The sequence below is a fragment of the Echinicola pacifica DSM 19836 genome, assembly GCF_000373245.1.
In the GTDB taxonomy this organism is placed as follows: domain Bacteria; phylum Bacteroidota; class Bacteroidia; order Cytophagales; family Cyclobacteriaceae; genus Echinicola; species Echinicola pacifica.
Map to the genome: position 1 here is coordinate 95,497 of NZ_KB890755.1, position 20,737 is coordinate 116,233.

The following is a 20,737-nucleotide window of genomic DNA, read 5'->3' on the forward strand; positions in this document are numbered from 1 at the left end:
GCATCATCGCATTTATTCTTATCCAGCGAATAATAGACTATCTGGGGTCCAATCTCTGGCGGATCATAATACCTCCTGGATACTTTCCAACAGTAGTTTTTCCATGATTTGATAGCCTTCCAGGCTTGGATGCACGGTATCCCGCCCAAGGCCTGGCTTCAAGGCCTTATTTTCATCCACCATAGGGCTATAATAATCGAGGTATTTCAGGTTGTTTTTTAAGGCATATTCAGCCAGGATCTTATTGATGGCTAGGATATCTTCTGATGGGGCGATCCCCGGTCGCCAGGAATAATTTGCCGCAGGCAGTACTGAGCATAGGATTACCTTCAGCCCCTTAGCCTGTGCCAGCTCAGCCATGGAAAAAATATTTCCGGTGATCTGAGGGATGGTCGAAGGGCCCCGATTAGCCGCCAGATCATTAGTACCGCCAAGGATGGCGACCACTTGTGGCTCCAGCGCTAAGACATCCTGCCTGAAGCGTAGCAGCATCTGAGCCGTGGTCTGTCCGGAAATACCTCGGTTTATCAGGGGATTATCCTTGAAAAAAGCGGAATCTGCGCGCTCCCAGGATTCAGTAATGGAGTCTCCCATTAATACTGTCACAGGTTTCTTCTTTTTTGCAAGCAGCTGTTCGTTGGCAGCTTTATATTTGGAAAGGTTTGGCCAATCATCTGAAGGGATCATATGCATTTTCACCACTGCATCTTCAGCCATTTTAGCCGAATTGGGTAGTAATATACGGTCGCCCTCTGGGCTCAGCTCCAGCGGCGTATCTGGTAGCAGCCAGGCCTCCAGTACAAGTAAACTCTTATCCACAGTAAGGCTTCCATCCGCAGGCCACTGATCCACATGGGCATAGTAAACCGACTTCTTTTTGGAATAGGAGCCCCATTCTGGGGAATCTGAAAAAACAATAGGATCACCATAATCCCCTTGGTCAGGCTTCCCTTGCTGGGCCCAGCCAAAGAGAGGAAGCAGGAGAAAAAGTCCAATTGCGCAGCTAACCCTCCATGGGCTGTGTGGCCTGAGCAGTGAGTCCATATGCTTGCATTTTTTGGGCATAGAGGCCTTTAAAGCCATAGATTTAGGGTCAATCATCATTTGAGTTTTAAGGTGGTTTCTACTTGGTTTCTCATCACGGTTATTTCCCCTTTGGAGGATTCTATAGCCTTCCAGTCGAGAGCTTGCAAGTCTTCTATTGTATTGATCTTATGATCAGCCACCTTAAGGATCACATCATTTTCTTTGAGTTGGAGACTTTGAGCTTGGCGGTCCATAACTTTCATCACGAGCACTCCGGCGATCTCTCTCAGCCCTGAGGCAGATTGCTCAGCCATAGTTTCTATGGATTTCAATTTCATCCCCTTCCATAATATGGTATTAGAAGCTTGTATTCCTCCTTGCATCCCCGCCTCTATCGCAGGAACCTCAGGTGTTTTGGCGATCTTCTTAAGTGCAGGTAGCTGCACGCCAAACTCATTCATTGGGAAATTATTAAATCCCTGCTTGATCGGCTCCGAATCCGCTGGAAGCGTATAGTTTAGACTTTTGGGATCTGCAAATTCTGCTTCGAAATAACTACTGGAGGCATCTACCCCTTTGGCTTGGGTGACGATCAAGGCCTCTTCATTGGTAAAGAAATTTTGATCCACTTCCTTCCCCCATCCTTTCAGTCGTACATCCTGGTGCGTGGTCATCACAATATTGTTTTTGAACACATCCTCAGAATTGGCGAACCATACATGAGGATGAAAGCCATTATTAATCATAATATTATTCTCTACCAGCCTATCAAATCCTTCTCTCAATTTTATCCCGCCATTCAGGCACAGGTTATTATAGATATGGTAATTGGAGGAGCCATCATCCAGGTCGATATCCCAGCCATGGTCACATCTGAAGCGGTTATTATTAATGGTAGTGGTGCGGATCGCATCCCAGGCCACCATCGATCGGCGGGCAGTGGTCAGGCTGTCCATCACACCCCGGTTTGGGTGCCAAAATCGATCCCTACCCCAGGAATTGAAAGAGCCATGGTCACCGGTTTCCATTACGGTATTAAACACATCATTATAAGAAATGACATGCCCTCCCCAGGTGCCATCGCCGATATTGATGCCGGCACGAGGAACATCATAGATGCTATTATGGCTCACGGTGATATCCATCGCCATGGCGATCTGAACCCCCGCAGCCTGCTTTTCCAAACGCCCAATACGGTAGATTAGGTTATTATCCGCCAGGCAGTTTTTGGGATATTCGTTGGTCTGAGGGCCAGACACGGTGTCCATCTCTGATAGCGGCACATATTCAGTATAGGTAAAACTGGGCGACCTCACCGCCGAGGCTTTCCCCACAAAGGATATAGCCGAGGCGCCACTATCGTGAATATGATTTTTGGAAATGGTGATATTACGATTATAGCCACTCACCATGATGACATTGCCACCGAGGTCGGTAAACTCACAGGCGGTAATCCGGCAGTGCTCGGCACCTTCCACGAATAAGGCGGCTCCACGGTAGATGGACCAATCACTCCTGAGCAGCTGTTCATATTCTTTCATAAAAGTCCTGCGGGTGTACTTAAAGGTGATCCCCTCCACTTCAATATTGCGCACCGGATTCTCCTCCGTGCCCACTATCTGGATCAGATCATCCAGTCTGGCGATCTCAAAGGTGGAATGATCCAATTCCATCCCCTCCTGCGGCCAAAAATAAAGCATGCCCGCCTCCTGATCATAAAACCACTCGCCAGGGCTGTCCAGCTCCTCAAAGATATTTTCCACCATCCTGAATTTCTCATGGGGCGCTGAAGGGCGGTTGTTTTGAAATCCCCCGGTCCACTCCACTTCTCCCTCTTCACTGACGCCAGTAATTTCATAATGAAATCCTCCCCATCGACCTCTATGCATGGCATGGAAAAAACCACCTTTGGGATTCTTCCATGACTGTACTCGCTCCGGAGACAGGGCGTCAGCAGCATGCCCCTGCCAGTCGCCACCATTCTCATCGAAGTTGGGATAGCGAGCTAAAATCTGCGGGCTACCATTGACAATAAATTGATCAAACTGACGGTCTTCCGCCAGTGCGGCGCTATATATGCCCGTCGAATCCTGCTTCCATTGCAGGTTTAATTTCTTTGCGCCTGAGAGCGTTACTAACCCGGCGTCTTCTCCTATGATCTTCAGCCCGCTGAGTTTCGGACCGATAAGCAAGGATTCTTCTAATTGGTATTCTCCGGGAAGCACATGAAGAATTATTTCCTTTTTTGACTGCTCAGCCTTCAGGCTGCGAGCATGGTCCAAGGCCTGTGAAAAAAGCTTGAAAGGTGCCTCCCTGGTTCCATCTGCGGGATCCGCCCCTTGCTTACCAATATAAATATGAGCGGGATCCTCCGAGCACCCCGTGCTCAGGACAAAGGAGGACAGGAGTATAAGTAGAAAAATTGAAGGCCAGGTTTTGGTCATTTTGTGGTTGGGCTAAATGGAAAGTATCATTTCAAAAAGCATGATAAGCTTTCTGAAATGATACTATAATTATTACTTATTTCTTAAGGTCAATCTTAATTACCGTCACCTCAGAGGCTGGCAGATCGCTAGGAAGGCTAAGGCTGTGGCTAGCTTCATCATAGCTTAGTTTTGAGGAAGGGGAAACCAATAATTCCACCTTGTCCACAGCTATATCGGCATTCAGCGTTACCTTGCCGCCTGCGGGGATGTCAAATACATGTGCGTAAATCACCCCATCTTTGGTGGTGTATCGTCCCCAGTCAGGCTTTTCATATGGACTGGACTTGGCACCATAGATGGATTCTCCATTTTCCTTGATCCAAGCGCCCATATCTTCCAGTCGCTCCACACTTGGCCCCGGAATCTCTCCCTCGGAGGTAGGCCCCACATTGAGCAGCAAATTACCGCCTTTGGATACGATATCCACCAAATCTCTGATGAGTGTCTCAGAGCTCTTCCAGTTATGATCCACCGACTTGAAGCCCCAGGTATTGTTCATGGTAAGGCAGGATTCCCAGTCCACACCCGGTATTCCAGTGTCAGGAATTTCCTTCTCTGGCGTACCAAAATCCCCTGCAAAGGTTCCTGATTTGTTCATTCCGCTCATCCCTGTACGGCCCTTATCCACGCGGTTGTTCACGATGGTATTTGGCTGAATATCCCGTATAAAACTATATAGCTCCTTCCCCATTTCGGTGGTATAATCAGGAATCCAGTCGCCATCAAACCATACGACGCCCACATCACCATAGTTGGTAAGCAGTTCCTTCACCTGAGGTTTCAGGTAGTTTTCATAATATTTAGGAAAGTCGGGGTTAAAGACGGTAGAATCTCTTTGGCCCGCATTATAATTAGGATAAAGGGGAGCTTGAGCATCTGGATGATGCCAATCGACGATGGAGTGGTAGAAGCACAGCTTGATATCTTCTTTTTTGCAGGCCTCGGCGAGCTCGGCAAGAATATCTCTCTTAAACGGGCTGGCATCCATAATATCATAATCGGTCACCTCCGAATCCCATAGGCAGAAACCGTCATGGTGCTTGGTGGTGATCACGATATACTTCATTCCGGCATCCTTGGCTATTTTTACCCATTGATCAGCATCGAATTTTACGGGATTAAACTGCCCGGCAAATTCCTCATATTCTTCCACCGGAATATCCAGCTTATCCATGATCCACTCGGCATTTCCTCGTACCGTATCTCCCTTATATATCCCCGCAGGAATGGAGTATAATCCCCAGTGGATAAACATCCCAAAACTGGCATCTCTCCACCATTCCATACGCTCCTCATCGGGGAGTTTCTCGGTAGAGGCCATCGCAGCAGCTTCATGATCTGCGTTTTCAGACTTATTCTGGGTACAGGCAGATTGTACTACAAGTGCCAATACCATTAGATGTAGTAAGGTTTTCTTAATCATTAGTATTCATTTTAGTATAAATTTCAATATTTCTGTAAGCCGCTGAGCGGGTAAACATATGCCGCAAGCCTATCCGCCCCTCTCTTACTGGCGCTGCACTGGAGAGATCCCAGGAGAAGTATTCCTCCCGTCCATCACCGACCACGCTTAGGCTAAGTTCCTTATCGGTCTTGACCCAGGTCAACTGATAACTTACCCCAGGCAAGAAAAGCCCGGTGCGCTCGTAGGAGGGTGGAATCTCCGTTTTTCTAAATTCCTCCACCGTCGGTGCTGGGTACCTGCGTATCCGAATATAATCATTGGTCGGGTCCTCATTGACCATGGGGAAGGCCGCATAGCTGACGTGAAGCAGGTTCATATTCTTCCAATAAGTACTCATGGCAGGTACTTTACGGGCCTCATTCCACTGACTAATGTCTTTATCAAATCCCTCCTCCCCTGTGCCTGTCGCCTGAATATAGAGGATATTTACATTGATAATCTGTGAGTCTAAACGGGTATAGTCATAGCGGATTTTCACATCCCCGGCAAAGGACTCCCTTGTCCAGAGCACTGCGTGATGAGCATCATCCAGATTGGTAGGACCGGCACTGAAGGCCATTCCTTTATCTGTATGCTCGATTTGCGCCAGCTCTCCATCCAGGAACCAATGTGCGCGATAGTCCTCCATCCCCGAATCCTCCATCTGGAGTGTCCAGTCCGTCCCGCTGGCCTTCACTTGGTCCTTCTCCTGCTCATTGTTTTTCTTTGTCCCACAACTTCCTAGCAGCAGGGCAAATAAAACATAGAGTAAAGGCTGGCTGCTCCTGAGCATAGTTGGCTTATTTCGCATAGTAATTTTAATCTTCTTTATAGTTTAGCACCTGCCCGTCTTCCTGAAGTTTGCTCTTCAGCAGCTCATAATCCAGCTGATGCAGGCTCACTTTATTTTCCATACTCAATACGGCGGCGGTGGCGGCACTCTGTCCCAAAATCATAAACACAGGCTCCATCCGCACCGAGCCAAAAGCGGTATGGGAAGCGGAGACGCATACTGGCACCAAAAGATTTTTGCATTCATTTTCCTTCGGCAAAATAGTCCCAAGTCCTATCTTATACGGTCCTTTGAGGTGTACCCCTAGATCCCCTTCATTCTGCACATAGCCATCAGGCTTGATATACCGCTGTACATTATGCGAGTCAATGGTATAGGAGCCCATTCCAATAGATTTGGGGGTATTATAGGCCAAGGTGACGTCATGCTCGGTAAGCACATATTCGCCCTGCATGCGGCGAGCCTCACGGATATAAAGCTGATGAGGCCAATGGTTATTATCGGTAAACTCATCCTTTGCCAAGCCCCATTGCTTCACCTCGTCCTGCACGTCTTTAGGCATACGAGGGTCATTAGCCATGAAATAAAGCATACCTTTTTGGTAGTCCTCATGCTGCTTTATGATCTCCCTTCTTCGGGCATAACTCGCATCTGGGTAATCGTAATTTTTTCCAATATTATCACTGCTAAATGGCCCATGATTATTGGTATCTGTTTTCTTATTAGGTATAGGGTCAAACTTCGTAAAAGTCTCTCTCCACCCCGATTGGAATACCCGAAGCATGAGTTCATATTGGGAAGGATCATAGTTTTCTGGTTTGGGGAAAGGCAGTCTATTCTCTGGCAGGTCGGTCATGCACAGCCGAAAACAATAGGCTTGGATGCGATGGTCTCCCTCGCCTTTTTGCCCGGGATCCTCCACGGAGATAAGTGGCAATACTCCACTGAGCGGATCACCAGGGACCACATAAGGGGATATATCTTTCTTATACCAATGGTCATGATGAAGTACTCCGGTCTGCACGCCATTCCAGTTTTCGCCATAGCGCTCATTGGACTCTCTGCCCACGGTATAGGACACGCCGGCGCTGGCCATCAGGTCTCCCTCATAGGTGGCATCTATGAACATCTTGCCGGTATATTCAGCACCACTGAGCGTTTGGATCGACTGGATGCTTCCGTCGATGACCTGTACTCCATGGTCCCGATCGAGCCATTCATCCTTATAGATTTCTATGGAATAATCGGCAATAAAATCCTCAAAAACTTGCTCTGCAATATGCGGTTCAAAAATCCACATGGTACGCTTATCCCCATCCATGGCCACTGTTCCTTGGCCTTTATTGCCATATTCCGATTTCTTCTGCCAGTTCCAGCTATCATCGGACTGGTAGTAATCATAGATGCGCTGATAAAACTCACGGGAAAGCCCGCCGATTACCTCTTTATTTCCGGTATCGCTAAAGCCCAGCCCACCGGAAGATAGGCCACCCAGATGGCGATCGGGTGATACGATGATGACGGACTTACCCATCTTCCGCACTTGCACTGCTGCCACCACCGCGGCGGAGGTCCCCCCATAGATGATTACATCGGCAGATTTTGTCTTTGCAGGATTTGCAGACTGAGCATGGCTGGTATAGTTTAGGGTCAAAAATAATACTAATCCTAAAAGGTATTTTTTCATATCGAAAGCGATTATTAAGGCTTGCTAATTAATTTGATCAAAGTCCCATTTTCTTCAGCTTGAGAAGGGCTTCCATAAAATAATAGTCGGCATAGACGATGGGTACATCTACTTCGGACTTTTTCGGCATATGCCCAGTGGAATGTAGCAAAATAGCGTCATTCTTATCCCCAGCCAGATAGCGGTCCGTGGACAGCTCCGTCAATAGGCTGATGGCTACTTTTTGGTATTCTTTTTCCTTCTTTTTATCATGGACCAATTGAGAAAGCTCTAATAATGCCGAGGACGCAATGGCCGCTGCAGAAGCATCCTTAGGAACATTAGGGATGTCGGGATCATCAAAATCCCAGTAGGGCACCTTGTCCTTTGGCAGGCGTTCAATAAAGTGATCCGCTAGCTTCTGGGCAGTTTCCAGAAATTTCTCCTCTTGGGTCTCGCGATAGCAGATGGTAAATCCATAGATCCCCCAGGTTTGGCCCCTAGCCCACATGGACTCATCAGCATAGCCTTGGTGGGTCTTGCCCTCTAAAAATTCCCCCGTGACATCATCAAATGAGGCCAGGTGGTAGATGGAATAATCATCTCTTATCAGGTTTTCCATGGATACTTCCGCATGGCGGGTCGCTATATCTGCTAGCTCGCGGTCGCCTCCATTCTTTGCCGCCCAATACAGTAGCTCTAAATTCATCATATTATCGATGATGGTATTATGAGGGTACTGAGGCTTGCTTGGCCAGGAGTGAATGGTCCCCACCACCGGATTGTATAAGGTGGCTAAGGTGTCTGCTGAGGCTAGCAAAACCTCCTTATACTTAGGATTGCCCGTCAGCCTATAGCCATTACCATAGCTGCAATACATCATAAAACCAATATCATGATCGTTTGCAGGGCTTTTGGAGATTATCTCTAAGGCCTCCGTGTACTTTTCAGCCTCCTCCTTTAAGGATTCATCTTGGCTAAACTCATAACTATACCATAATACCCCGGGCCAAAATCCGCTGGTCCAACCGGTCACTTTGGTGCTCTCCCAATGCTGCTGGCCCTCAGGAATATTCCTAGGAAACAGGTCATACGTCTCCAAAAAAGGTAGGCTTCCCTTCACCTTTCCGATACAGTATTCCAGCACTTTATCGGTATTCAGTTTGGTACTAGCCATGCTGAGCAGTCCAACGCAGCCTATCGCTAGCAATAAGATTCTAAAAGGCTTTACTAAATTTTGCATTCTATAGGTTTTGGTTATTTATGAGTTTATTTTAATCTTCCCCGCCCTATTTTCCCCAATCAAAGCCAGGTAAAATAGATGTTTTTACTAAATCGATTTAATATAAAAAAGAATTTGCAGAAATGATAGATTACTGCCCCAAGAATTCACGTAGATATCCGGGATATCCACCGAGACTGTCCTCTGCTCTCTGCTGATCACCCACTCCTTTGGTCAATGAATCCCCAAAACACAGTACTGACTGATCCTCAGTCATCGCAGTCTCCTTTTTTATAAATTGATATAATGCGCTTGCCATAAATCTATATCCCAAACTGGTGAGATGGACTCCATCTTCCAGCCCGCTATTGTATTTGTTACGGATAAATAAATCCGAATTGTGAGCGGGAAGGTTTCTATCGGAGAAGGCTTTATTTAGGTCAAAATAATAATAGCCTGAATCCACCGCCAGTTGCTTCATCCGCATACGCACCGCGTCAATTCTGTCATTTGGGGCGATATCGGCGGAATCTCCAGGATGGCGCTGCCGAAGATAAATCTCATCCACGGGCGGTGGGCTCATCAGGATTATTGTGCTGCCATTGGAGGAAATTCGCCGCGTGATTTCCATCAAATTATCGGTGTAATCCTCCAATGAAACTCTTTTCTTCGAATTCAACATATCATTGGTCCCCACCATTATGATCACCCAGTCGGGATGAAAGGCCAAGACATCATGGTCTACACGATCGAGCAGGTCTCGCGAAGTATTGCCACTCTGGCCTGCATTCAGCCATTTACCTGAACCTTGGGCATTCATATGCTGGATAGACGCAGCCCACAGCGCTATTACTATCCATCCTTTACTGATCATTGTGCTGTTTCGGTCTGCTGGCTTCCATCTTTGGCTATTTTGGTAAAGTCCACGGTGACAGGTGCTTTTGGGTTTTGTAAGTTCCTGATCTTAATGATATGCTGGCTCCCATCTTTCATCTTCACCATTATTTGCTCTGGATTATCATTGCTGATACTCTCCACCTGCGCTGCACCAGAATGAGGCTCTATCAAATTAATAAAAACGGCTTGTGTGCCTTCTTCCCGAATCAGGTAAGTTCTCCTATCAGGGTTATTCCTGATGTCCCTTTGCTTGCCCCCATTGGCATAGGTGGCGAGCATGGAAGTACCTTCCTTTGGCCATAAGGTATGCAGATCCATCGCATGCCCCTGATCTTCAAAACTCAGCCTAGCCCTATCTCCGAAGGAATACCATTGGCCCTGACTGAAATACTTATAAGGACTGCTATGATCGGTGCTTACCGAATCCAGCAAGCCTCCCTTCGGCGATGCCCTCTGAATGTCCCTGAAACCGACAGGGTGGAAAAGCCAGTCATAGGTCCTGCTTTCCTCCGCTTCCATAAAATCCGCTAAAATAAGGTAGTCATCAGTCAGCACCGTAAGTCTTCGCTGAAATACTGGACTGTGTTCTGGCAGGTAATCCTTATCATCCCAAGGGGGAAATTTATCGATATTAAAGGTAGGAATCTCCCTCCACCTGGCCCTAACCTCTATCATATTGGCTTGCAGCAGTTGTCCGCTGTATAGCATCACCTGATATGCAGGAATTGCTTCTTGTTGCATTTCGTCCACCACCACCATATTATGAGCAGCGGAGGTCTGTACAAATTCCTTATACCCCGGGCTTCCATAGCCAAACCAGGCCATTTCGGTCCCAAAATAATGATGTCCATCCTTATTGATATCCAAGAGGGCAGTCCGATCAAAATGGCCATGCCAACCCCCATGGGTTCCATACTTGGTATATACCTCAAATTGTTTTTCTGAATCGTCTTTAATTCCTTGAGCTCGTAAGGCTGTCAACCCCACATTGGGAAGGCTGGCGGTCGCCATTCGGGGATCTTCGGCAAGCGGGAGCTCATCGATACCATACATCAGGGCCTCCCAGCTGTCCCGCTCCGAATGAGACAGTACCCAGGCTAGCTCGGGACTCCGGTAAGCTCGGTAAGCAATCTCATAAAATGGATGCGGTGAGGTCAGCACTCCGTCATTATTCGCCACCAGATTGGCCGAATTATCCATCATGGGAATATAGGCATGAGCCATATCTGAAAGGCTTCTGCTAGGCTGCTTGACAGGTCCCCAAATTTCAAATTTCATCCCTGTAAAGCCTTCCTTCACTGTATCGAAATCCTTACTTTTATACTTATAGGGGAAAGGATAATGGTAGATATCCCAACCATAATTGGATAAAGCCTGGGCGGCCAGAAGGTACTTATGAGTGACCAGATAGCAATAGCCGGGAGTCCCCTCAAACCACCATCCATCGGACATGACACCGCGACCAATCTGGTCTGCCATGCCACCGTCAGCCTTTATCATAAAGTGAATCGCCTCTATATCCTCTAGAAACAAGGCCACCATCAATGCGCCCACATTGGCACTTGCCTGATGATTCATGATCCCCAGAGAGGACATATGCTCTCTGCTGGTATGGAGAAAATGCTTCATGGTGTTTTCAATATCAGATTTTTCCTGCTCTGAGAATACCTCCTCCTCATACAGGAGATCACATAATGCGGCATAAAATTGAAAAAATCCTCCTTCATGCACCTGTACCCCGGAGGTCGCCGCACCGATGGACAGATAGCCTGCCTCTGCATCAGCAACTTCCAGTATTAGTTTCTTTAATTTCTCAAGGTACTCCTGATTACCAAAAAGTTTGTATGCCAATCCCACTTTGAAGGCAATTTCCATATCCTGAGGGGAATAATTGAGGCTCGACCAGACCTTGGTGGGGCGGGCTTTGGTGATTACCTCTCGTTTTGGCACCTCATAATTATCGGCAAGATTTTTTAATTCTAAAGCGTTTTCTTTGGCCCAGGGGGCCGTCTTTATTTTAATGCCAGCTTCCTGTAAAAGCTCTGGATTGACCAATAAAAATGGGTGGGATTTTGACCTTACTGTAAATAGGTCAAAGTAAGTCAGTAGCTTTTCATCCCTTGATTTCACCAATAGCCTTGCATTTTCATACGCTCCTTTTGGATAGTTTTCATTGATATCCACCAGGACTTTTTGCTCCATGGAGGAGCCTGCGGGCAAGGTAATTTCTTTGTTTTCTATATGATAAGTAAAGCCCAGTGCTTCGGGCTCATTGAAGGCTAAACTTAGCTGTTGGGACTGATTTGTTGGATTGTTTAGGGTAATGCGATGTTCGATGGTACTTCCTGCATCACCGGCTTTGGAGGATATCCCCACAGGGAATTCCTGCCCCAGGCATGGCAGACTGATCCATACGCATAAACTTAGCAGTAATCCTAAACGGAGGGTTATTTTGGGAGTAAGCATAGTTTGGGAATAAATCAATAAAACCAAGCTCTGACCACTACCTATAGAGGAGTGGTCAGAGTATTTTGGTTAAGCAATTTTATTTTACCAACCTGGATTTTGGCCCAGGTTAGGGTTTAGATTTAACTGATCTTCCGGCATAGGGTCGAGGTAGTTTTTATCTGCCCAGTTTCTAGTTGAAGCAGCTTGGAATAAAAGGTATCCATCTTTCAGTCCTGGGTAAATCGCAGTAGGATCATCTTCATAATTTGTGCCTACTATTTTCACTCCCAGCATATCCATAGGCATTTCCACTTCGGCAGTTTTCCATCTTTTCAGGTCAATAAGCCTCTGGCCTTCTGCGGCGAGCTCCACGGTTCTTTCTCTTCTGATTTCTGTACGCATATCCAAGCCATTGGCATTGACAAAGGCGTTCGTTAAGGCAGGCATGTCCACGCGGGCTCTCACCACATTCAAGGACTTGTTCAGGTCAGCATCGCTAATCATCCCATCTCTTTCAAATACCGCCTCAGCATAGGTCAGAAGCACCTCAGCATACCTGATGATCGGAGAGTCGTATCCTTCTTCACCGTCTTGGATTTCCTCAGAACTCACAAATTTAATCCAGTTGTAACCAGTAAGTGTATTGGAACCTAGAATTGGTTCGTAGATATTACACTGTCCTTTTGGACAATATTCATTGAATGGAATCCGGAAGGTATTTGACAATCTGAGATCCCGGTTCTTAAATTCTGCGTCAATGGCAGGGTCATTAGGATTTCCTCCTTTGTATAAAGGTGACTGGCTGATCGGCAGGCCATCCTCACACAGGTACATATCCAGCAGCTTCTTGGTAGGAGAAGAGTGATAGCTGGTCATGGCATGAGAGATATTACCACGCTGCGACCGGATGATTCGGTCATATTTAGCGACCATCACGTGCTCACTAAGGTCATTTTTGGTGAGTCCACCCGGATTACTTTCCGGCCCATTCATCACGAATAGGTAACGATAGCTATCATCACCAAGGCCTTTGAACAGCTCGTGCTCCCCAGCAGTAATGACGGCGTTGGCCGCATTGGCTGCCTTGGTCAATAATTCATTGGCGCGGTCAGTATTGCCACGGAATTTCTGCCAGGTTCCCTCAAACAAAGCCACTCGTGCAAGTAATGCAGAAGCTGCCTGAGAACTCATTCTTCCCTTATCAGTATCCGGGATAGCACTCTCTATAGGTAATAAAGGGATCGCTGCTTCCAAATCAGTGATAATGCTATTGGCAGATTCTTCTCTGGTATTTCGAGCGGCGGTAAGCTGTGGAGAATCCACATCTAGCACCTCATCTACCACCACAAACTGGCCATAAGTCTTAAGCAAATCAAAATTCAAATAGGCTCTAAACAAATAGCCCTCTCCTACAAACTGGCTGATTTCCTGAGGATTTGAATAATTATTGGCCTGTCTCAGGAGAATATTGACATTCCTAAGTCGAGAATATGCTCTGCTCCATCGGGCATCAGTGGTAGGTACAATATTGGTCCCCGAACTGATATCGTTCACGATATCATCGGTCTCAAAATCGGAATCACTGGTGACAGCGGTGAGGTCCTGAGGCCTGGGCAGATAGAAGTAAAATTCGTTTGCTGCCTGCTTAAAATCTGCGGCAGTCTTCCAAAATGTTGCTTCCGAAAGTTGTGCTTCTGGATATAGCTCTAGCTGTTCGCTACAAGAACCCATGCTGATAGCCACACCAAGTACGAATATATATTTATAGATTGTTTTCATGATTACTATTATTTTTTCTTAGAAAGAGATATCTAGACCCACCGTATAGCTACGATAGAAAGGATAATATGATGGAGCGCTATTGACCGCTTTCTCAGGGTCAAATCCATCTTTGATCCCGGTGATTTCCCACATATCAGTTCCATTGAAGTAGATTCGTGCTTTTTGAACCTTGATTTTGTCAAGTAAAACCTGAGGAAGGGTATAGCCCACTATCAAGTTTTTCAATCTCATATAAGCACCACTTTGAATCACTCTATCGGAAGCATTATAGTTCCATGTTCTCACCCCACCATTCAGCGTCAGCCTTGGGTATGGAGCGTCAGGATTCTCTTCTGTCCAGGTATTATTATAGAAAACAGAGTTTTGGTTTTTCCACCATCTTTTGAATGGGGCACTGAGTGTGGCGTTTGGATCACGGATGATATCACGCTTAGCCACTCCCTGGAAAATTGCTGCAAAATCAAAGTTCTTCCAGCTAAAGCCTGTGTTTAGGGAGAAATTATGATGAGGGTCAGAGTCTCCCAGGAAGACCACATCACCTTCTTCACCATTTTCGCCATATACATTGATCTTTCCATTGCCATCCAAATCCTTATATTTCACATCTCCCATTTTCAACTGCTGATTTACACCACCTAGCGTCAGGTATTCAGCCAATTCATTTTCGGAAGTGATATATCCATCAGACATATACCCAAAATACGAGTTGATCGGGTAGCCTTCTCTGGTTTTTACTAAACCTGCAGAGTATGAATCTGCTCCTTCCATAGAAAGCAATTCGGTACGGTTGTCAAAGTAAATCAGGTCCACATGGTAGCTGAAGTCTCCGATACGATCTTTCCAGCCCAATACAATTTCATAGCCCCAGGTCTTCAAGTGGCCAGAATTGGTATCAGGGGCATTGGCACCCAATACGTCTGGATAGGTGACTCCCACCAACATATTAGGATTGTCCTTGATAAAATAATCAAAACTACCGGTCAGCTTATTGCCGAGAAACCCGAAGTCAATACCAATGTTTTTGGAGATCACTCGCTCCCAGGTTCTATCATAACTCACCATCCCTGCGGTGGTGGCAGAATTGATAAACTGAGGCGATACGCCAAAAGGATAATAGACTGAATTCAAGTTGATTCTAGGGATATAATCATAATTCCCGATACCACTTTGGTTACCTACAGACCCATAAGAAGCTCTGATTTTCAGGTTATCAATGAAAGAAACATTCTTCATAAAATCCTCTTCAGACATTCTCCAGGAGGCCATCACACCACCAAAGCCTGACCACTGATACCCAGGGGCAAATCTCGATGATCCATCATACCTAAAATTAGCTTCTAAAAAGTATTTACCATCGTATTCATAGTTCAGTCTGGTAAATCCAGAGGCGATGGCCCAGTCATAGGCATCGGCATCATTGAATTGCTGATCAGCGGCACCTGTGTTTAGCGTATGGATCTCAGGAGAAATCAGATCAAATCTATAAGCACTAAAATTATCATACTGTTGCTTCTCGAAGGATCCACCCACCATTAGGTCAAAATAATGCTCTCCCACCTTCTTAGAGTAGTCTGCATAGCCTGTATAGTTATAGTAGTTGGTGATTGCTGTGGACTGCCCTGCTTTACTTCTTGCAGGAAAAGTGGTCAGAGGTACTCCGTCATAATTATAGAACTGTACGATATTCTCCCAGTATTTATTATCATTGGCCCAGTACTTACCGCCCCCTACACCGACAAGCTTGAGGTCTTCGGTGGCATCATATTCAATTTTAAAGTTGGCAGAAAGTCTATTTCTGATCGTACGATTGTCACCACCCAGTTCTGCAAGCCAGTTAGGAGTGGCCACATTCATCCAGGAATAAGGCTGTCCAAGTGGATTTTCGGAAACGATAAATGGTGGGTCAAAATCAGCTAGCACATTATTCATTAGTGAAGGTTCCACGACATTTTCACGCTCATAAGACAGGACCGTAGAGATCTTAACTTTATCAGACAAGGTGATGCCATAGTTGGATCGGATGCTGGTACGCTTCACGGAGTTATTTCCCCACTGCAGCAGCCCCTGGTCATCAGTAAGACCGAGGGAGATTCTATAGTTTGACTTTTCAGATCTTCCGGAGATACTCAGGTTATTGGCCCACATGGAATTGCTTCCCCAGAGGACATCCTGCCAGTTGTTATCAGCAAAAGTCTGATCATAAGGGTATTCAAAACCAAATACGGTTGGAGATAAGGCCCCGTCATAGCCATTGATAAAGTACTCACCATAGCCGTTATTATCCCATCTGTTGGCGGTGCCATCATTGGCGGAGGCTTCGTCGAACATCTCGAAGTATTGCTGGCGGTTGGTCAGAGTTTTGTCCAAGCCCGGAGATTTCACGGTAAAGCGGGTATTAAAAGTCACGGTAGGTTTTTCGCCTTTACCTTTTTTGGTGGTAATCAATACCACTCCGCCGGCGGCACGTGCCCCATAGATAGCGGCAGATGCATCCTTCAATACCGTCATGGATTCGATATCATTAGGGTTGAGTGAAGAGATAGCGTCAGCATTGGTATAAGGGACGTCATCCACGATCACCAAGGGATCGGTGGCATTGAGGGAGGTAAGACCACGGATTTTGAAATCATATCCTTCCTCACCAGGCTGTCCGGAGGTACGGGTAATGCTCATTCCGGAAACCTGCCCTTGAAGGGCTGCCAGAGGGTTGGCGGCGGCTCTACTTACGAAGGCATCCTCGCCGATAGTAGATATGGCACCACTAACACTTGCCTTGTTTTGGGTACCATAGCCTACGACCACGACTTCACCTAGTTCTTCCAGGTCTTCACTGAGGTCCACATTGATAATAGATCTTCCGCTAACGGGAATTTCTTGGGATTCGAAGCCCACAAAGGAAAACACCAATATGGAGTTTTCGTTGGGCACGTTGATAGCATATTTACCATCGATATCGGTTACGGTACCCACGGTAGTGCCTTTTACTTTGACCGTTACTCCCGGTAGAGGTAAGCCATCACTGGAAGACTTTATGGTTCCTGTGATTCTTTCTTCTAAGGTGGAGATGACGATTTCATTGGTGCTGCTGAAAGGGATTTCTGCAGCGGTAACACCCTGAAAAGCCATTCCGCTCATCATCAGGATCATGCACATTGCCCTTTTATCCGGGCATTTTCTTTTAGTATAATTTTCTGTTTTCATGAAAATGGGCTTATTGTTTCCAACTAAATAAATTTTCAAAACCTTTATTAAAACCTTTTACTAAAAGGTTTTAATAAAGGTCACTTAAAATTGATAATAGATCTGATGATCTTATCAAAACCGAACAAAAACTTGCTATAACAATTACTATCCATAAATTATTTTGATTTTAAGATTTATTAAACGTGATGGTTTTACAGTCCTCTAATTTATATATTTTTATAATAAATGCAAAAAATCGTCCCTACATTTTATGTAAAACATTTTAATAAACTCTAAATAACGTAAAAATCACCTCCAAGCCATCGCTTTTCCGCCCTAAATCAGGGATTTCTGGACTTTACCACAAATTATTATAAAAGCCTGAACCAAAAAACCAAGCCTCTAACCCTCTATCATTTGCTCTAAAAAGCTTTTACCAAGTAAAAATCATCGTATAAAGAACATTGACACCTACCCTAAGCATCATCCTTCAGCTTCCACTCTACCTGCCAGAGTTTTCTCTTAAATTTTATAGACACTATTTTATTATAAGGAGCTAAGCTTATTTGAGCAAGCGATTCTCGCAGACGATTATAGCCCTACCAAAAGTAAAGGCCTGAACATTTGCTCAGGCCTTATTCAAAATATTAGTATTATCATACCAGTCTTATTCTCCCTCCATAATACGAACTGGCCCAATCAACCCAGAAGACTCCAGAGGGATAGTTTTCTGGGCTTTGCCACGGAAATCATGAATCAATCGGATATTGGTGCTGGTATAGGGATCATCCACCGCATTCATCTGCTCACCAGCCACACGGTTATACCATGAATTCACCACCTTGATCTCCAACTGATTAGTGCCCTCAATAAGTTCATCGGTGATATCCACGCGAAAAGGCTTCGTCCATACTACCCCTTTATCGACTCCATTGATGGTAACTTCGGCAATCCCCACATCCTTCACCTCATTAAGCTCTAGGAAGATCCGCTTAGATTTCTTTGCCTTAAGCTTAGTATCAAAACTAGTGGTGTAAATTGCTGGTCCGGAAAAGTACTTTATCTGAGGATTTGGATGGGAGGACCAATCAAAAAGGGCGTCTACGCTCATCTCCCCAACCCCATGCTTTTCCTTAGGGAAATCCACATTCCAAGGCCCTTCGAGAGTTTGAGCCAGGGAATAAGTATAAAATGCACTCTTTCCATCAGACTTGGCGGAGCCTTCCTTATCAAATACCACAAAATAAGCGCCATAAGGATCAAAGGAAAGCGGCAGGGAGGTTAAACCCTCCTCCGTATCAATGCCCTCCAGCTGCATCACCTTTCCAGATAAAGGGTCCCAGATCTCTGGCTGACGCTGAGAAACTCTAAAATGAGCCGTAGCCCGCTGTGCCTGCTCCGTTTGGTTGCTGACAAAATACAGGTCCTTTCCCCCTATTTGGTAATGGATATAGTCGAAATTATTTTCATCATTTCCTGAAATGCCAAAATCAGCCTTCAGCCCTTGGGCCAGCAGATACTCCTTAGCGCTCATCCCCCAGGCAATACTGCCTTTGCCATGGACATGTTCTCCACTTTCTGCATCAGTCTCGCCCCAGATAAGATTTGCCAAATAATGAAATTCCTCTTGCCCTTCAGGGCCATCCGTAAGACTCACCATCTTAAGAGGCTTAGCACCCAAAATACTAGCGCCATCTTCCAGCAATTCCTTCACCTTTCTTATCGCCTGAAGGGACAGGATGCGGTGATCCGGCAATACCAGCACCTGATAGCGCAGGCCGCTGGGAACGAGAATCGCGCCATCCTCCACTCGCAGCTGCATTAGTATGGTTTCGTCCGTCACATCATAGTCAAAACCAAAGCGCGCACCAGCGGGATCTGCATATTTATAGGGGAAAATATTAGGCACATGATCACCATAATAATAGAGGACATCCGCCACAAAGTCCCCGTTCTGGACCACCGCCTGCACCCTATGCATATAATCGACAAAGGCTCCTGACTGATCCCACCAAGTCACCTGAGGGTTGACATGTGTCCCGGCAAAATACTCCTGTCCCGGCAAGCCCATGGAAGCTGGTGAGCTAGTAAAAGTATGAAAATAAACCCTGTTTAAGCCAGAGCAGATGCTTTGGTCAAATGCGGGCTTCTGGTCATGCCAAAGTTCGTCATTCCAGTGTGGCCCTATCGTGGTGAAGGATTCAGCACCCACTATTCGCTTACCATATATATGAGCTGCCGAAGAAGCCTGCTTTACAAAGAATCTCTTGTCGGGTGTGGGCCGGTGCGGGGAGGGCGACCAAAATTCACACATTACAATATCATTATAGCCATAATTCTTGATCCCATCCATGGGGCCCGCATGTGGCCCTGCAGACTCTGGCTGTATTCCCATTCCTAGTTTATGGGCATATTCCTGAAAAACCGCATAATGCTCATAGGCCACCAAATCGGCGATGGTCTTCCGGAAATCAGCCAAAAAGGAAAGTGAACTATTCATATCTTCCACCACATAGCCCGCCACCACTGGTAGGTATTCCTTAAGCTCATAGCCTCTATAATGCTGAAACTCCTTACCAAAATCCGAGGTCCAGTTCATGCCCCCACATTCCCAGCTATCCGTTTCCATATATTTTAGCGTCTTGCCAAGGTGCTCACTGGATGCCTCCAGGATTGGATTAACCACCTCTCCCCAGTACGTCTCAAAGGCTTCTCTATTCATATAATCCAGTACATTGCCCTGCCACTCGCCACTCGAAGTGGACACTTCCGCATCCGTACAAGTATATCCAAATCGCAATACCACCCAGTTTCCTTCTGGCACCTTCCAATCCAGCAGGCCATCAGCATCCATCTTATCACTGAGATCTATTACCTCAGTGGTGTTTACCAGGTAAGCGCCTGACAGGGCCTGTTTTTGAGCCCGGGAATTATTCTCCAGCAGAAACCTGCAATCAGGAGCTGAGCCTCCCAGTTCATGGACTGCCAGCTTGAGATCCAGGTCAAAAATTGGCTCTGGGGTCTTATGCTCCTCGCTAATTGGAAAAGCAAGCACCGCCACTTCCTCATACAGCCCTTTGCGGACCTGAGGCATGGCAAGGATTAGATCGCCCGAGTTATGGTGATTGACTTTCAGCTCCGAATAGGTCAGCTGTTTCGCTGCATATTCCGGACTTACGGTGGGCCCACCAAGATTCCATCCACTCTGGATGTTAAACCCTATTTCCAGGTCCAACCGATCCGCTTCCTCTAAGGCAAATACAAATAAGTCTATCCACTCCGCACTACCATATAGTGGTCCTTCGGGGATATCGGCATTGCCTCGTTGATTGTGCCCACCCGCATCGAAGATCATGGCGCCATGGAAATTGCGGGACTTCATGGCTTCGAGATCCTTGGTAATGGCGGCTTTGTCCACATTACCGTTCAGCCACCACCACCAGCAATTGACACCATAGTCCGATGCTGGCGCATCAAAATCATCTCTCAGCTCCGAAAGAGACCGATTATAGTCCTGAGCAAAGAGAGGTTGCTCCATCCCAATAGGGAGTAAAAAGAATAATAAGAATATTGTTTCAAGGTTTTTCTTCATAGCTAGTTCCGGTTTTATTGTATAATTCACTTATCTACAGGCAAAGGACCGAATCATTAATTAGCCTACCGCTTTCAAACCATAAAGGCGGGAAGGCCAAAGACTCAAAGTAGGACACCTCGCTTATAAAAGGTGATCTCCAAAGGAAAATGGAATAAAAACAGCCTACCATAATTGGCAGGCTGTTTTCTACTTTGT

At 46.1% G+C, this 20,737-nt stretch carries 11 protein-coding genes; all 11 read right to left on the reverse strand.

Features of this window, described 5'->3' with window-relative positions; all coding sequences use genetic code 11:
• Positions 1-63: 63 nt before the first annotated feature.
• The 11 genes from B050_RS0116340 to B050_RS0116390 all read right to left on the reverse strand — a co-directional run bounded on the left by B050_RS0116340 (position 64) and on the right by B050_RS0116390 (position 20,539).
• Complete coding sequence (locus B050_RS0116340) at positions 64-1,044, reverse strand: SGNH/GDSL hydrolase family protein (protein WP_205745001.1); 981 nt, start codon at positions 1,042-1,044, stop codon at positions 64-66.
• Between the two features lie 56 nt (positions 1,045-1,100).
• Entirely contained in the window at positions 1,101-3,470 is a 2,370-nt protein-coding gene (locus tag B050_RS0116345) for a right-handed parallel beta-helix repeat-containing protein (protein WP_018475025.1), read from the reverse strand.
• A 76-nt stretch (positions 3,471-3,546) separates the two neighbouring features.
• On the reverse strand, positions 3,547-4,935 hold the full coding sequence (locus tag B050_RS0116350; RefSeq protein ID WP_157492849.1) for an alpha-L-fucosidase: 1,389 nt from the start codon (positions 4,933-4,935) through the stop codon (positions 3,547-3,549).
• Complete coding sequence (locus B050_RS0116355) at positions 4,928-5,767, reverse strand: DUF1961 family protein (protein ID WP_205745002.1); 840 nt, start codon at positions 5,765-5,767, stop codon at positions 4,928-4,930. The genes B050_RS0116350 and B050_RS0116355 overlap by 8 nt, the downstream gene beginning before the upstream one ends.
• 7 nt (positions 5,768-5,774) lie before the next feature.
• On the reverse strand, positions 5,775-7,436 hold the full coding sequence (locus tag B050_RS0116360) for an FAD-dependent oxidoreductase (RefSeq protein ID WP_018475028.1): 1,662 nt from the start codon (positions 7,434-7,436) through the stop codon (positions 5,775-5,777).
• A 37-nt stretch (positions 7,437-7,473) separates the two neighbouring features.
• Complete coding sequence (locus B050_RS0116365) at positions 7,474-8,658, reverse strand: glycoside hydrolase family 88 protein (RefSeq protein WP_018475029.1); 1,185 nt, start codon at positions 8,656-8,658, stop codon at positions 7,474-7,476.
• A gap of 130 nt (positions 8,659-8,788) precedes the next feature.
• Positions 8,789-9,511 (reverse strand): SGNH/GDSL hydrolase family protein, encoded by a 723-nt coding sequence (locus tag B050_RS22965; protein WP_018475030.1) that lies wholly within the window; start codon positions 9,509-9,511, stop codon positions 8,789-8,791.
• Entirely contained in the window at positions 9,508-12,000 is a 2,493-nt protein-coding gene (locus tag B050_RS0116375) for a COG1470 family protein (protein ID WP_018475031.1), read from the reverse strand. The genes B050_RS22965 and B050_RS0116375 overlap by 4 nt, the downstream gene beginning before the upstream one ends.
• A gap of 84 nt (positions 12,001-12,084) precedes the next feature.
• A complete protein-coding gene (locus tag B050_RS0116380) occupies positions 12,085-13,761 on the reverse strand; it encodes a RagB/SusD family nutrient uptake outer membrane protein (protein ID WP_018475032.1) in 1,677 nt (558 codons plus the stop codon).
• A gap of 18 nt (positions 13,762-13,779) precedes the next feature.
• Positions 13,780-16,965 carry a SusC/RagA family TonB-linked outer membrane protein gene (locus B050_RS22570; protein ID WP_018475033.1) on the reverse strand — a complete coding sequence of 1,062 codons (3,186 nt, stop codon included), beginning with the start codon at positions 16,963-16,965 and terminating at the stop codon, positions 13,780-13,782.
• A gap of 649 nt (positions 16,966-17,614) precedes the next feature.
• The gene (locus B050_RS0116390; RefSeq protein ID WP_018475034.1) at positions 17,615-20,539 is read right to left on the reverse strand and encodes a glycosyl hydrolase; all 2,925 of its coding nucleotides are present in this window, start codon (positions 20,537-20,539) and stop codon (positions 17,615-17,617) included.
• Positions 20,540-20,737: the final 198 nt, after the last annotated feature.